General features: G+C 65.7%; 15 protein-coding genes. 4 read left to right on the forward strand and 11 right to left on the reverse strand.

The features are described from left to right. Window position 1 precedes the first annotated feature (1 nt). From AC1DSF_RS18810 to AC1DSF_RS18820, 3 genes are all read right to left on the reverse strand, one after another. Window positions 2-988, reverse strand: a complete 987-nt coding sequence (locus AC1DSF_RS18810) for a tripartite tricarboxylate transporter substrate binding protein (protein ID WP_478124689.1) — start codon at window positions 986-988, stop codon at window positions 2-4. 141 nt (window positions 989-1,129) lie between these two features. Then, window positions 1,130-2,164: an NADP-dependent oxidoreductase gene (locus AC1DSF_RS18815; RefSeq protein ID WP_478124137.1), complete on the reverse strand. Its 1,035-nt coding sequence runs from the start codon at window positions 2,162-2,164 to the stop codon at window positions 1,130-1,132. 13 nt (window positions 2,165-2,177) lie between these two features. Continuing rightward, on the reverse strand, window positions 2,178-3,410 hold the full coding sequence (locus AC1DSF_RS18820) for an MFS transporter (protein ID WP_478124138.1): 1,233 nt from the start codon (window positions 3,408-3,410) through the stop codon (window positions 2,178-2,180). Between the two features lie 116 nt (window positions 3,411-3,526). Here AC1DSF_RS18820 and AC1DSF_RS18825 point away from each other — a divergent pair, with 116 nt between their 5' ends. Genes AC1DSF_RS18825 through AC1DSF_RS18835 form a run of 3 tightly spaced genes read left to right on the forward strand, consistent with a single transcriptional unit; the run spans window position 3,527 to window position 5,625 of the window. Next, window positions 3,527-4,477, forward strand: coding sequence for an AraC family transcriptional regulator (locus tag AC1DSF_RS18825; RefSeq protein ID WP_478124690.1), 951 nt, complete (start codon window positions 3,527-3,529; stop codon window positions 4,475-4,477). A 48-nt stretch (window positions 4,478-4,525) separates the two neighbouring features. Continuing rightward, window positions 4,526-4,894: a nuclear transport factor 2 family protein gene (locus AC1DSF_RS18830; RefSeq protein WP_478124139.1), complete on the forward strand. Its 369-nt coding sequence runs from the start codon at window positions 4,526-4,528 to the stop codon at window positions 4,892-4,894. Window positions 4,895-4,908: 14 nt separating this feature from the next. Continuing rightward, complete coding sequence (locus tag AC1DSF_RS18835) at window positions 4,909-5,625, forward strand: YoaK family protein (protein WP_478124691.1); 717 nt, start codon at window positions 4,909-4,911, stop codon at window positions 5,623-5,625. A 31-nt stretch (window positions 5,626-5,656) separates the two neighbouring features. On the opposite strand, the gene AC1DSF_RS18840 is transcribed toward AC1DSF_RS18835, so the two are convergent. The 6 genes from AC1DSF_RS18840 to AC1DSF_RS18865 form a co-directional block, all read right to left on the reverse strand. Beyond that, window positions 5,657-6,478 carry an alpha/beta fold hydrolase gene (locus AC1DSF_RS18840; protein WP_478124140.1) on the reverse strand — a complete coding sequence of 274 codons (822 nt, stop codon included), beginning with the start codon at window positions 6,476-6,478 and terminating at the stop codon, window positions 5,657-5,659. Window positions 6,479-6,511: 33 nt separating this feature from the next. Continuing rightward, complete coding sequence (locus AC1DSF_RS18845; RefSeq protein ID WP_478124141.1) at window positions 6,512-8,137, reverse strand: MFS transporter; 1,626 nt, start codon at window positions 8,135-8,137, stop codon at window positions 6,512-6,514. Next, window positions 8,130-8,525 (reverse strand): DoxX family protein, encoded by a 396-nt coding sequence (locus AC1DSF_RS18850; RefSeq protein ID WP_478124142.1) that lies wholly within the window; start codon window positions 8,523-8,525, stop codon window positions 8,130-8,132. The genes AC1DSF_RS18845 and AC1DSF_RS18850 overlap by 8 nt, the downstream gene beginning before the upstream one ends. A gap of 1 nt (window position 8,526) precedes the next feature. Next, window positions 8,527-10,419 carry an amidohydrolase gene (locus AC1DSF_RS18855; protein ID WP_478124692.1) on the reverse strand — a complete coding sequence of 631 codons (1,893 nt, stop codon included), beginning with the start codon at window positions 10,417-10,419 and terminating at the stop codon, window positions 8,527-8,529. A gap of 107 nt (window positions 10,420-10,526) precedes the next feature. Then, a complete protein-coding gene (locus AC1DSF_RS18860) occupies window positions 10,527-10,799 on the reverse strand; it encodes a DUF1427 family protein (protein ID WP_478124143.1) in 273 nt (90 codons plus the stop codon). 17 nt (window positions 10,800-10,816) lie between these two features. Then, entirely contained in the window at window positions 10,817-11,470 is a 654-nt protein-coding gene (locus AC1DSF_RS18865; protein ID WP_478124144.1) for a hydrolase, read from the reverse strand. 377 nt (window positions 11,471-11,847) lie between these two features. Here AC1DSF_RS18865 and AC1DSF_RS18870 point away from each other — a divergent pair, with 377 nt between their 5' ends. Continuing rightward, a complete protein-coding gene (locus AC1DSF_RS18870) occupies window positions 11,848-12,756 on the forward strand; it encodes a LysR family transcriptional regulator (RefSeq protein ID WP_478124145.1) in 909 nt (302 codons plus the stop codon). 33 nt (window positions 12,757-12,789) lie between these two features. Here AC1DSF_RS18870 and AC1DSF_RS18875 read toward each other — a convergent pair whose 3' ends face one another. Further along, a complete protein-coding gene (locus AC1DSF_RS18875; RefSeq protein WP_478124146.1) occupies window positions 12,790-13,371 on the reverse strand; it encodes a YdeI/OmpD-associated family protein in 582 nt (193 codons plus the stop codon). Window positions 13,372-13,861: 490 nt separating this feature from the next. Further along, window positions 13,862-14,836 carry a tripartite tricarboxylate transporter substrate-binding protein gene (locus tag AC1DSF_RS18880; RefSeq protein ID WP_478124693.1) on the reverse strand — a complete coding sequence of 325 codons (975 nt, stop codon included), beginning with the start codon at window positions 14,834-14,836 and terminating at the stop codon, window positions 13,862-13,864. Between the last annotated feature and the right edge of the window lie 7 nt (window positions 14,837-14,843).

The following is a 14,843-nucleotide window of genomic DNA, read 5'->3' on the forward strand; positions in this document are numbered from 1 at the left end:
ATCATTTCGCGATACCGACGGCCTTCATGGTCGCGCCGAGTTCGGCGTCCGACTTGGCCATGTATTTTCCGAAAGCCTCGGGATCCGCGTAGACGACGCCAAATCCGCGCGAAGCCATGAAGTCCCCATACTCCTTGCTGGCGGCGACTTTCTTCACCGCGGCGCCCAGGCGATCGCGCACCTCCGGCGGGATGCCCTTGGGAGCGACGATGCCGCGCCAGGCGGCCATCGTCCAGTCGCTGCCCGTGACGGACTTCAGCGTCGGGATGTTGGGGTACAGCGCCGACGGCTTGTCGCTCATGATGGCCAGGCTCTTGACCTTGCCCGCGTCGATCAGCGGCCGCGCTTCGGGTAGGGAGACCGGCGCGATGTCGATGCCGCCGGCCACCATGTCCTGAAGGCCGGGCGCCGCGCCATTGCTGGGTACCCATGCAACGGCCGCCGGGTCGATCTTCTGGTCGCGCAGCAGGCCGGCAATCGCGAGATGCCAGATGCCGCCCTGCCCTGTCCCGGATGCCTTGAGCTTGCCCGGATTCGCCTTGATGGCCGCGAGCAGGTCAGTCACGCTCTTGTAGGGTGCGTCGGCACGGACCTCGATCGCCGACGGATCGGCGTTGACCAGCCCGATGGGCGTGTACGACGCACCCGAAAGCTCGGTCAAGCCTTGCCAGTGCATCATGCCGATTTCGACCGTTGCGAGTCCGATCGTGTAGCCGTCCGGCGGTGCCGAGGCAATGGCGGCATGGCCCACCACGCCGCTTCCGCCGGTGCGGTTCACCACGGTCACCGGCTGGTTCAGCTCCTTCTCGAGCAGGCTCGCGACGATGCGAGCCGTGGCATCCGTGCCGCCACCAGCGCCCCAAGGCACGATGAGCGTGATCGGCCGGGTCGGATAGGTCTGGGCCAGCGCGGACGTGCCGGAAGCCAGCACGATCATTCCAGCGGCAAGCGCATGCAGGACAAGGGAACGGCGAGAACGGACGTGCATCGTCATCTTGGGTGTCTCCTTTTTGAGCCTAGGCAACCCATTTCTCGCACTGTTTTCCCCAAAGAGCACTAGGGCGAATTACGCCTTGCGGCCGTGATCAGCCTGTGGTCAGGATCGCGGGCCCCCGGAAATGAGGCAAGGTCAATCCTGGGCAACGCGCACGACCACCTTGCCGAAGTTTCCGCCCTGCAGCAGCCGTATGAGTGCGTCGGGTGCCTGCTCCAGTCCGTCGACGACGTCTTCCTGCAACTTCACGCGGCCGGCGGCGATCCAGCCGCCCATCTCGCGCCGGAATGCGTCGAAGCGCTCGCCGTAGTGGTCGAGGATGATGAAGCCCTGCATGTGGATGCGCCGGGCCAGCAGCTTGGACATCAGGCCCGGCAGGCGATCAGGGCCCGTCGGCTTGTCGGCATCGTTGTAGTGCGAGATGAAGCCGCATACGGGCACGCGCGCGCCGATGTTCAGCAACGGCAAGACGGCGTCGAACACCGCTCCGCCGACGTTCTCGAAGTACACATCGATGCCGTCAGGGCATGCCAGGGTCAGCAGCTCTGCGAAGCGCGGGTCATGCCGATCGACGCAGGCATCGAAGCCAAGCACCTCCACCGCGGCGCGGCACTTGTCCGCGCCGCCCGCGATGCCGACCACGCGCGCGCCTTTCAACCTGGCCAGTTGCCCGACCACAGCCCCAACGGCACCGGTCGCCGCCGCCACGGCCACCGTCTCGCCCGCCTTGGGCTTGCCGATATCGAGCAGGCCCACATAGGCCGTGAAGCCCGTCATGCCGAGTCCGCCCAGCGCGAGCGAAGGCTGCGCCATGTCGCCTAGGGTCAGCAGGTCGCTGCCATCGGACAGCGCATAGTCTTGCCAGCCGGCATTCGCCAGCACCAGTTCACCCACCGGCATCTTTGCGTTGCGCGACGCCACCACGCGGCTGACTGTGCCGCCGACCATGGTGGCGCCGAGCGCGACGGGCGGCGCGTAGCCGGGCCCAACGGCCTCCATCAGGTTGCGCATGTAGGGGTCGACGGAAAGGTAGAGCGTCCGCAGCAGCACTTGGCCCTCGGCTGGTTTCGGTACAGCCTCTCTTTGAATGCGAAAGTCTTGCGGTGTCGGCAGGCCGCTTGGATGAGCAGCCAGCGTGATGCGACGGTTGATTGAATTCATGGATGACATGCCGAGTGCGACATCAAGCGATCGCCGGCCGAGGTCCAAAACGCAGCGTCAGCAGCAGACCCAAAGCGACAGCCACGACTGCAAAGATCGGCCCACCGAGCGCTCCGACATGGTCGACCAGCATGCCGCCGCCGATCGCGCCGATCGCAATGGCGATCTGGAACGCTGCCACCAGCAAGCCGCCCGCACCCTCGGCCTGGTCCGGCGCGACACGCACGATCCAGGTCTGGAATCCCACGGGGAACGCGCCAAACGCGAAGCCCCACAGCGCAATGGCGCCTGCCGTGACGACAAACGAATCGCCGGCCACCCACAAGCTCGCGGCCATCGCCACGATCAGCGCCGCACCCGACACAATCGCCCGGCGTTCGCTGCGTTCGGCGATGAAGCCGCCCGCAAAGTTGCCGAAGAAGCCGCCGATGCCATAGGCCAGCAGAACGCCGGAGATCGCGCTGACCGACAGATGCGTGACGTTCTCCATCAAGGGGCGGATGTAGGTGAAGCCCGCGAAGTGGCCGGAGATCACCAGCAGCACGGCCAGCAGCGCAACGCGCACGCCGGAGCGCTGCAGCAACTGGCCCAGCACGCGCAGGTTCGGGTTGTCGCGTGGAGGCAGCGACGGCACCGTGAGGACCTGCACGAGGAGCGTCAGCACACTGACCACGCCTGCAGCCATGAACGCGCTGCGCCAGCCCCACATCGCGCCCATCCACGCACCGATTGGCGCGGCGCTGACAGTGGCCACGGAGACGCCAGTGAGCACCAGCGACATCGCACGCGCAAAGAGGTTCTCGGGAACCAGCCGCATCGCAAGCGCCGCGGCCATCGACCAAAAACCGCCGAGCGCCACGCCGAGCAGCACGCGCGCGACCAGCAGCGCAGGCAGACTGTGCGCCGTGACCGCCAGGACGTTGGAGATCACCAGCAGCACCATCAACGCCAGCAGCACCGACTTGCGATCGAAGCGGCGGGTGAGCAACGGGATGGCAGGTGCGGCCACGGCACCGACCAGCGCGGTGGCGGTGACCGCCTGGCCCGCGGCACCGTTGCTTACCCCAAGGTCATTCGCGATGGCCGTCAGCAGGCTCGCGGGCAAGAACTCTGCGGTGACGAGCCCGAACACGCCGAGCGCGAGCGAAGCCACTGCGGGCCAACGAGCCGACGCTTCGGTGTTGGGAGAGGTGGCAAGAAGCCCTGGCGCTTGCGCGCCGGCTGCGATGCATTCTGAGCAAGATGAAGAGGGCACAAGGTCATTCGGTTGTTGGAAGCAGACCAGAAAGTGTAGGAATACCATCCCGGCGATCCCATACCTGAATATCCGAAATGCTTGACGATTTCTCCAACTCATCGCGTGATGCGCCGATGGACCGATCCGACTCCACCGGAAGCCTCGACATGCTCACGCGCATCCTGCTGGACCTGCGCCTGGACGGTGTGGAATACGGACGCTGCCTGATGCACGCGCCCTGGGCCATCGCATTCCCGGCGCAGCGCGATGCGCGGTTTCACTTCGTCGCGCACGGCGCCTGCTGGCTGCACACCGCGTCGACTGGCTGGCTGCAGCTCAACCCGGGCGACGCGGTGCTGCTGCCCAGAGGCAGCGCCCATGTGCTGGCCAGCGACCCGCAGGTGCCCGCGTTGGACATCGATTCGCTGGGGCGCGTGCCCGTTTCCGACAACATCTACCTGGTGCGCGGAGCCGACGAACGCAACGACGCAGCGCCCGCCGACGTGATGTTCTGCGGCGCCATGCGCTTCAACCTGGACCCGCTGCACCCACTGCTGGCGATGATGCCGGACGTCATGCGCGCGGGCGACCTTGCCAAGAAGGATCCCACGGTGCCCGTGCTGCTGAACGCCATGGAGCGCGAGATCGCGCTGGACCGCATTGGCGCCTGCGGCATCCTCGCGCGCATGGCGGACGTGCTGGCCGCCACCATCATCCGCGCATGGGTCGAGTGCGAATGCAGCGACTCCACGGGGTGGATCGCCGCCGTGCAGTGCCCCAAGGTCGGCCAGGTGCTGGCCGCCATCCATGCCGATCCCGCACGCGACTGGAGCGTGCCGGTGCTCGCCAAGCTGATGGGCGCGTCACGCTCGAGCTTTGCCGAAGCGTTCAGCGCCACGGTAGGCGAGAGTCCGGCAAAGTACGTCGCCAAGCTGAAGATGGCGCAAGCCCGCCGCTGGATTGCCAACGACGGGGTGCGCGTGGCCGTGGCGGCCGATCGGCTGGGCTATGACTCGGAGGCATCGTTCAGCCGCGCGTTCAAGCGCATCGTCGGGCACTCCCCGAGCGCGGCACGCGGGCTCTAGCCGCCTTCAGCTTTTCGCTCTTACCCTTCTTCATCGAAAGACCTGCCGATGCCTACGCCAGACACCATTGAACGCTTCGTCGCACTCGTCGAGGCCAACACCCACGCGGAGGCCGTCGAGGCCTTCTATGCTCCCGACGTCGTGATGTACGAAAACCAGTCCGCGCCGCGTGTCGGCCGCGATCAGGCAATCGCCAACGAACGCGCGATTCTCAAGAAAGCGAAGGCCATTCACTCCCACTGCGTCAGACCCGTGATGGTGAGCGGCGACCACGTGGCCATTCGCTGGATCTTCGAGTTCGACTGGCTCGATGGCACGCGCACCCACATGGAGGAAGTCGCATGGCAGCGCTGGCAGGACGAACGCATCGTCGAGGAAACCTTCTTCTACGACCCCGCGCAGAGAATCCCCAAGTAGAGCGTCTCGTGCTGATGAAACCCACCCTGCCCCAACTCATGAGCCTCAACGGCGGCTTCGTGGACACGGCCGGCTTCCTCGCGCTGCATGGCCTGTTCACGGCCCATGTGACGGGCAACTTCGTGACCATCGGCGCGGCATTTGTGCATGGAAGCTCGGGCGCCCTCACCAAGCTGCTGGCCTTGCCCGTGTTCTGCGCTGTGGTGGTGCTCGCGCGCTGGCTGAGCTATGGCCTCCCGGGGCTGGGGCTCCCCGTGCTGCGCACGATGCTGGTGCTCAAAACGGCCCTGCTGCTGGTGGGCGGTGTGCTCGCGATTCGCTTCGGCCCTTTCCCGGATGGCGACAGCGCGATGGCGATGCTCGCTGGCCTTGTGCTGGTATCAGCCATGGCGATCCAGAACGCCGTGCACCGCATCCACTTCGGCAGCGCGCCCCCCACGACGCTGATGACCGGCACGACGACACAGGTGATGATCGATCTGGCCGACCTGCTGCGCGGCGGGAAGCCACCGGAAGAAGCCGCCGCCGCGCAAGCTCGCATGCGGCGCATGGCCGCGGCGGTGGCCTGGTTCGCCGCGGGCTGCGCGGCAGCCGCGCTCATCTTCATGCGGTGGAACGTGTGGTGCTTTGCGGTGCCGCCTGTGCTCGCCGCATGTTCGGTGCTGCTGCAACGCGGCACGCACGAGGGCGAGGCGGCAGCGGCGCCGCCGATTTCGGTGCCTCACCTGTAGAGCCGGCGCGCCCTTACGGGCGCAAGCAGCGTCAGCCCTGGATGAACGCCAGCAGGTCGGCATTGACCTGATCGGCGTGGGTATTGCAGGTGGCGTGCGGCGCACCAGCGTAGACCTTGAGCTGGGCGCCCTTGATCATTTCCGCTGCGAGCTTTCCCGTCGCCTCGACCGGCACCACCTGATCATCGTCGCCGTGAATCACGAGCGTGGGCACGTCGATCTTTGCCATGTCGGGGCGGAAGTCGGTCTCAGAGAACGCCGTCACGCAGTCGATGGTGGCCTTGATCGAAGCCTGCAGCGCGATTTGCAGCGTTTGCTTGAACACGCCCTGCGACACCTTCGCGCCAGGGCGGTTGGTGCCGTAGAACAGCGTGCTGAAGTCGTCCAGGAACTGCGGACGATCGGCGGCCAGCCCGGCGCGGATGCCGGCGAACAGCGAGGCATCGGGGCCCACGGGATGGTCGGCAGTCTTCATGAACAGCGGCGTCACGGCGCTGATGAGCGCAAGCTTGGCGATGCGTGCCGAGCCCTTGCGTGCGATGTAGCGAGCGACATCGCCGCCGCCCATCGAAAAGCCCGCGAGGACCACATCCTTCAGGTCGAGCTTCTCGATCAGCTCGGCAATATCGTCGGCGAAGGTGTCGTAGTCATAGCCGGTCCAGGGCTGACTCGAGCGGCCAAAGCCGCGGCGGTCGAAGGCAATGGTGCGGTAGCCGCGCTCCGCGAAGAACAGCATCTGGGCATCCCACATGTCGGCGCTCAGGGGCCAGCCGTGGCTGAAGACGATGGGCTGGCCCGAGCCCCAGTCCTTGTAGTAGAGCTCGGTGCCGTCGCGCAAGGTGAGAGTGGTCATGGATTTTTCTGTGAAGTGAAGGGGAACGAAGGATCAGAGCGAAAGAAAATGATGCGCCACCGGCTTCTCGGGCCCGATGTGGAAACGCACAGCCTCGCTCTGCAGATCGGCATCGGCGTGCGAGACGCGGTGATGCTGCCGCAGGTGCTCGGCCCATGATTCCACCAGGAACCACTCCATCACGCGCTCGGCGTCGCCTGTGTGCTCGGTCACCCCCCAGGCATAGGCACCGTCGCGGCGGCGCTCCAGGGACAGGCGCTTCATCGCGTCGAGGAATGCGGGGCGGTCTTCCTTGCGGATGCGGTACTCGATCTGCACCATCACCGGGCCACGGTCGTTCGCGACGGGCTCGGTCACCAGCGGCTCGGGCCAGTGGTTGGATGCCTGCAGGTCCGACTCGCCCGCAGGCAGCCTCGCACGATGGAACAGCAGCGCCACGACCAGGAGGCCGGCAGCGCCCGCCACGAGTGTGTACGGCACCCCGATCGCCTGCGCCACAAGGCCCCAGCCGAGGCTGCCAGCCGCCATCGCGCCATTGAACACGGTGAGGTACACCGCCAGTCCGCGACCGCGCACCCAGTTCGGCAGGATCGCCTGCGCCACGCCGTTGAGCGTGGTCAGCGCAATGATCCAGCCCAGGCCCAGCAGCAACAGCAGCAGCAAGGCCAGCCACTTCGGCGGCGCGAACACCAGCGCAGCCATAACGCTGGCAGTGATGACCGACGCCAGCAGCACCAGGCCATCGGCGTCGAGCAGCGCGCGCAGGCGCGGCATGACGAGCGCGCCTGCGATGGCGCCTGCGCCCACCGCCCCCAGAAGCACGCCGTAGAAGCCGGCCGTTCCGCCCAGCATCTGACGCGCCACGAGCGGCAGCAGCGCCCAAACCGAACTCGCGAACAGGAAGAACACCGCCGCACGCAGCATCACGCGGTGCAGTTCCTTGCTGGCGCGCGTGTAGCGCAAGCCGGCCCGGAAGGCGCCCAGGAAGTTCTCCGACAGCCCGCTGTCCACCGCGGCCGGGCGCTTCCACCAGATCAGCGCGGCAATGACGAAGACATAGCTCAGCACATCGGCGCCGTAGGTCAGGGCTGCGCCGAAGCTCGCAAGGATCAGCCCGCCCGCGGCAGGCCCGATCGATCGCGCGATATTGATGCCCAGTGAATTCAATGCCACCGCGCTCTTCAGGTCGGACCTGGGCACCAGTTCGGGCACGATCGACTGCCACGTCGGCCCCATCAGCGCCGCACCGATGCCGCCCACGAAGGTCAGCGCGATCAGGTACTGGACAGTGAGCGAGCCCGTGTGCGAGAGCACCAGCAGCGTGCCGCTGACGCTCGCGAGCACCAGCTGCACGAAGATCAGGAAGCGGCGGCGGTCGAGGATGTCCGAGAGCACGCCCGCCGGAATGGCGAGCAAGAAGATCGGCAGCGTGGCCGCCGTCTGGATCAACGCCACCGCGGTGGGGCTGGCCGAAAGATCGGTCACGAGCCAGGAACTGGCCACGTCGCGCATGAAGCTGCCGATGTTGCCGAGCACGGTGGCGGTCCACAGCACGGCGAACACCGGCTGGCGCAGCGGCGCAAAGCCGCTCGCAGCCTTCGCGGAACCTGCGGGTTCTGCAGAGACTGCAGGAGTCGGGGAGTCGGTGATCTCAGCCATTCGCGCGCGCCTTCAAGTCATGCCACGCCACCAGCAGGAAGCCGCCGACCAGCCCGAGGTGCTCGAAGAACGAGTTCGCGGCCATGAAGCGTTCGGGTTGCGGCATTTCCCAGAAGCGCAGCGCCACGAACGTGGCGAACAGCGTGAACGCGCCCAGCGCCAGGGCGCCCAGCCAGCGGTAGAAGCCCGTCAGGATGAGGGCCGAGGCACCCAGTTCCAGCACGATGACGGCCATGGCCATCGGCGCCGCGGGAGACACGCCGAAGTGGTTCATCTCGGCAACGGCGGACGCGAAGTCGGTGGCCTTGTTGAAGCCGCCCTGCAGGTAGGCAGCGCACAGCAGCAGCAACGCGATCCAGCGCAGCGCGGGTGAAAAGGTCCAGCGCATCTCAGACCGCCCAGCAGGCGCAACCGAGCGCGCCCCAGAAGCTCTTCAGGTCGGCAATCGGCAGCTTGCTGCTCCATGCGGTGGCGTGCCGGTGCCCGTGCACGTTGCAGTTGTTGGCGCAGCCGCAGTCCGCTGCAGCCTTGCGCAGCACCTTCTGCATCGGTGCGCCCTCCTTCGTGTCGGCCCAACCTGCATAGCCGCCGAAGGTGCGTGCGGGCGACCAGTCGGGCATGGCTGCGGGCGGTGTGCCTTCGTCGAGTGAGGCGAACGGGCCGGCGCCGTAGACGATCTTGCCGCCCACCATGGTCAGCAGCGCCGTGGTGTCTGCAATGTCCGATTCAGCGCACGCGAAGTAGTCCCGGTCGGGCACGATCAGGTCAGCCAGTTGGCCGGCTTCGATGCGGCCCTTCTTGCCGACCTCGTTGGAGAACCAGGTCACCTTTTCCGTCCACATGCGCAGCGCGGTCTCGCGGTCCACGCAATTGCGCTGCGGGTAGAGCTGCATGCCGCCCACGGTGCGGCCCGTGACCAGCCACGACAGCGACACCCACGGGTTGTACGAGGCCACGCGCGTCGCGTCGGTGCCAGCCGAAACGTTCACGCCCTTCTCCAGCATGCGCTTGACCGGCGGCGTGGCCTCGGCCGCGCCAGCGCCGTAGCGCTCGACGAAGTACTCGCCCTGGTAGGCCATGCGATGCTGAACGGCGATGCCGCCGCCGAGTGCCGCAATGCGATCGATCGACTTCTCGGAGATGGTCTCGCAATGGTCGAAGAACCAGTTCAGGCCCGCCAGGGGCGTGTCCTGGTTGACCTTCTCAAATACATCGAGTGCGCGGTCGATGGTCTCGTCATAGGTGGCGTGCAGGCGCCATGGCCAGCGGTTCTGCGCGAGCACGCGCACGACCTCCTCGAGCTCGCCTTCCATCTCGGGCGCCATGTCGGGACGCGGCTGGCGGAAGTCCTCGAAATCCGCCGCGGAGAACACGAGCATCTCGCCCGCGCCGTTGTGCCGAAAGTAGTCGTCGCCCTGCTTGTACCTGGAGGTGGCCGTCCAGTTCAGGAAGTCCTGCTTTTCCTGTTTGGGCTTCTGCGTGAACAGGTTGTAGGCCAGACGGATGGTGAGTTGGCCGGCATCGGCCAGCTGCTGGATCACCTGGTAGTCCTCGGGGTAGTTCTGGAAGCCGCCGCCCGCATCGATGGCGCCGGTCACGCCCAGCCGGTTGAGCTCGCGCATAAAGTGGCGGGTCGAGTTGACCTGATAGTCCAGCGGCAGCTTCGGTCCCTTGGCCAGCGTGGCGTAGAGGATGGACGCATTGGGCTTTGCGAGTAGCAGGCCCGTGGGGTTGCCTGTGCTGTCGCGGACGATCTCGCCGCCGGGCGGCGCCGGCGTGTCCTTGGTGTAGCCCACGGCGCGCAACGCTGCACCGTTGAGCAGCGCGCGGTCGTACAGATGCAGGATGAACACGGGCGTGTCGGGCGCCACCGCGTTGAGCTCGCCAATGGTCGGCAGGCGCTTCTCGGCGAACTGGTGTTCGGTGAAGCCGCCCACCACGCGCACCCATTGCGGCGCCGGCGTGATCGCAACCTGGCGCCGGAGCATGCCCATGGCGTCCGCCAGGCTGCGCACCCCGTCCCAGCGCAACTCGAAGTTGTAGTTGAGTCCGCCGCGGATGATGTGCAGGTGGTTGTCGATGAGGCCCGGCAACACGGTCTTGCCTTGCAGATCGATCACGCGGGTTCCGCTGGCAGCCAGCGGCAGCACGTCTTCACGGCGGCCGACGCGCAGGAAGCGCCCGTTCTTGATGGCCACGGCGCTGGCCATGGGGTTGGCCCGGTCCAGCGTGGTGAAGCGTCCGTTGTGAAGAATCAGATCGGGTGTGTCATCTCCCGCCATGTCGGATTTCCTTGAAGCATCGGGTAGGGCCATCGCCGTTCCAGCAATGGCAGCGCCGAGTGTGCCCAGGCACAGCCGGCGGCGTTGTTCGTCGAAAGAATCGCTCATCACGTCTTGCGTGCCGTGGCGGCCGGGGCCGCCTTCTCGGATTGCGGCAGCTCACCGAACACATGCGGCTTGACCTGGTGGTGCAGCCACGAGGTGGTCACCGCGTCGGGCTTGAGCACGCTTTTGATGAGCGGCGGGATCTGCTCGCCGAGCAGGATCCCCAGAAGTCCGACAAGCGCAATGACCGGCGGGGCCGGCGAGCGCACCTGGAACAGCGCATAGATCACGCCGACCAGCAGGCCGAGCGCAAGCGACAGAACGTAGGGCTTCATCTTGATCACCAACGCGCTCAGCCTTCGTGCGCGCCGAACATGGTCTTGGCGTAGGTCACGCCCAGGCCGTAGGCGCCGCCGAACTTCCTCGCGATGCCGGTGGTCAGCTCGTAAGTGTCGGTGCGGGCCCAGTCGCGCTGCAGTTCGAGCAGGTACTGCAGCGAGGTCATGGGCCGCGCCCCAGCCTGCACCATGCGGTCGATCGCGCGGTTGTGCGCCTCGGCGGACACGTCGCCGCACGCGTCGGCGATCACGAACACCTCGAAGCCCTGGTCGATGGCCGACAGCGCAGGCCCGACGATGCACACGCCGGTCCACAGGCCCGACAGCACGATGCGCGGCTTGCCGATTTCGTTGACGCGTGCGATGACGGCCGCGTCTTCCCAGGTGTTCATCGATGTGCGGTCGAGCATCTTCTGACCCGGGAAGGCATCGGTGATTTCGCTGAACATCGGGCCCGAGAAACTCTTCTCGGCCACGGTGGTGAGGATGGTCGGCACGCCGAAGCCGGCAGCGGCATTCGCGACCAGCGCCGCGTTGTTGCGCAGGTTGACCGCGTCGATCGAATGCGTGGCAAAGGCCATCTGCGACTGGAAGTCGATCATGACCAGCATGTGGTCCCTGGGGGTGAGGAGCTTGGCGCCGGCGGTCGGGGTGGCTTGGATGGACATGCAGTGACTCGTGTTGGGTTGGGTGAGAAAGGAAGGGATGGGGCTTGCTGGTGGGGCATGCATCCTCGTTTCGGAGAGGGGTGCCTGTCTTGTCGATTAATCAGATGTTTTGGACGTTTGCCGACCCTCGAAGGGCAGACAGTTTCATGTGCCGGTGCGCCCAAGTGCGGAGGCCACCGCGGCGGATTTCCGGCATGATTCGCTCCTTTGCGATGTTCGAGTTCGATTGAATTCACTCTTGCCGCCCGAAGGACTTCCGAGCGACGGAATGAATCTTCGGGCCGGAGGCGTGGCCCTTCGGCGAAACTTTTAGGCCTCTATGAGCGAATTTTTCGAACATCGCCCGACAAACCTGTTCATCGCCAAGGAACCCCCGCGTGCTCAAGCTCAGCCTGGAAGCCATCGAGGTGGTCGACGCCATCGACCGCCACGGCTCGTTCGCGGCCGCCGCCGTGCGCCTGAACAAGGTGCCCTCCACGATTTCCTATGCGGTCGGCAAGCTCGAAGATCAACTCGGTATGCAACTGTTCGAGCGCAACGGCCCACGCGTGACGCTGACCGCCGCCGGCAGCGAAATGCTCAAGGAGGGGCGCTGGCTGCTGGGAGCTGCGAGCGAGCTCGAGTCGCGCATGCGGCAGATCGCCACCGGGTTCGAATCGGAGCTGCGGCTGGTGCACGACTCGCTGATCCCGACAGTGGCGCTCATCGATGATGTGCGCGCCTTCGAGGCCCTGCGCTGCGGCACGCGGCTGCGCATCGGCTGCGAGGCGCTCACCGGCAGTTGGGAGGCACTGCGCGAGGGCCGTGCCGACGTGGTCATCGCCGCGGGCGAAGGGCCTGCGGGCGGCGGCTACGAGGCAGTGATGGTGGGCAGCCTCGACTTCGCCTTCTGTGTCGCGCCCACCCATGCCCTGACGCGCGTCAAGCGGCCACTGGGGCGCGGCGACCTTCTGGAGCACAACGCCATCGTGGTTAGCGACAGCGCGCGAACGCTGTCCGAACGCACGGTCGGACTGCTCGCGGGACAGCCACGGATCGCCGTGCCCTCGATGGCCGCCAAGGTGGCCTGCCAGGTCGCCGGGCTCGGACATGGTTTTCTGCCGCGCGCCTGCATCGGCGGCGAACTGGCACGAGGCACGCTGGTCGAGCTGCAGACCGAGGAACCGCGCCCGCCGGAAGCGTTCTGGCTCGGCTGGAAGAACGGCGTGATGGGGGAGGCCCTCAAATGGTGGGTGAAGCAGCTCAACCGGCAGTTGGTGCCCGCCTTGTTGCCGAAATCAGTGTGATGCCAAGGTGCCTGCGGGACTGCGGGACGCGCTCTAGCCGTGGATCTTCTCGCCTCGTGCCAGCATCGCCACGAGCTTTTCGATCCGACGGGAACGTGTCTCGGGCTTCTTGGCAGTCTCGATCCGCCACAGCACTGCATAGCGGTTCGCGCTGTCCAATTGGGTGAAGAAACCCAGTGCTTCGGGCTGGGCGTCGAGTGCAGTCTGCAGATCAGGCGGCACCACCGCCGTTCGCGCGCCGGCGTAGGCTGCGTCCCATCGCCCGTCGGCTCTCGCTCGATCGATCTCGGCCATTCCAGTGGGCTGCATTCGACCCGATTCGATCAACGCCTCCGCTTTCGCGCGGTTGACTTTCGACCACAAACTCCGCGCACGTCGCGGTGAGAAGCGCTGCAGCCAGTGCTGTGCGTCAACAGACTTCTTCTGCCCGTCGATCCAGCCGAAGCAAAGCGCCACTTCCAGTGCCTCCGGGTAAGTGACGGTCGCCTTCTCGGCACCCGCTTTCGCAATGAGCAGCCAAATGCCGTCGGATGTCGAACAGTTCTTCCGCAGCCAAGACTCGAAGGCGCGTTGAGTTGCAAATCGACATGGATCGGGCTGCACTGGAGGTTTCATCGGTTATCTCGGGAAGTGTACGTGTCGCACTGACGGAGGAGAGTTTGGGAAGAGGTGTCATTCTTAACTCCTAGGCTGGAACCGCACTCGAATCCCGGTTTCGGAAAGCCGCATTCAAATAGCGAATACCTCATTCGTTCTTCGCATATGACTTCCAATAATGGGTCCAGTAGTCTGCGGATCCGTGACATACCTCGATGGTGGCGGTCGAAAAGCTCTCCGTCCAGAAGTGCTTCCACCTCGCGAGCGCGCGCGTCGCCGCAGACTCTTGAACTCATCGACCGCGACCAGCAGCTGAAGATGCCGCAGGCGGATCTTCGACGTCAGTCTTGCGAAAAGCACTGGAGACGAAATGGCTTGGCGGCTCATCGAAGACGGCCTTCGGCGATTGAAATTGAACCAAGCTCGTACGATGCCAAAGCCGCGCGATGGTGGACGCCAAGACGTCCACCTGCCGTGTAGAGCAAACGAGGGTTCGCTCTTGTCGGATTCAGTCCGCGTATTCGCCAGCGTCCTTGATCACCTTCGCCCAGCGGTTCTTCTCCGCTTCCAAGAACTTCCTGTGATTTGCCGGCTCGAGCCGGTCGTCGGTCACAACGGTCAGGCCAAGCGCCTCCTCGCGCTTGATCAACTCAGGGTCTTTCAACGCGGCGCGGAGCGCAGTGTTCAGCTTGGCGACCACGGCCGGCGGCGTTCCCTTGGGTGCGTAGAGCCCATGCCAGACTTGCACATCGAAGTCCTTGAGGCCCGATTCCGAAAGCGTCGCGGTGTCCTTGAGAGCCGGCAGCGGCAAGCGCTGCAGGCTCGTCACGCCATAGGTCTTGACCTTCTTGCCTTCGATCTGCGGCACCGCGTTGACGGCTTGCTCGCACATGAGGTCGACCTGGCCGCCGATCAGGTCGGTCATGGCGGGAGCCGTTCCCTTGTAGGGGACCGTCGTCATGGTGGTCTTCAGCGCGTTCTGGAACATCAGGCCGCAAAGGTGCGATGCGGATCCCAGTCCCGCATTGGCGATGTTCACCTTGTTCCCGTTCGCTGCAATCCATTGACGAAGCTCGGCAAAGTTGTTGGCCGGGAGCGAGGGCTTGCCAATCACCACCGAGGGCGCTTCGTTGACGAGGCCCAGCGTCTCGAAATCGTCGGGCACCTTGTAGCTCAGCTTCCGGTACAGGGCAGGCGCAGTCGCCATGCCGATGTGGTTGACCAGCAGGGTGTAGCCATCCGGAGTGGCTCTGGCTACCTTGGCCGAACCGATCGTGCCGCCCGCGCCGATGACGTTGTCGACGACGATGGTCTGGCCCAGCGGCTTGCGGAGCGCCTCGGCAAGGTCGCGAGCGATCTTGTCGGTCGGGCCGCCCGCGGCGAACGGCACAACCAGCGTGATCGGCTTGTCCGGAAATTCAGCGAGGGCCACGGAAGCGGCGCTGGCCAATGCCACGCCGGCAATGAAGCGCATTGAGCGCATTGAACGC

Source organism: Variovorax sp. 01N429 (assembly GCF_056399425.1).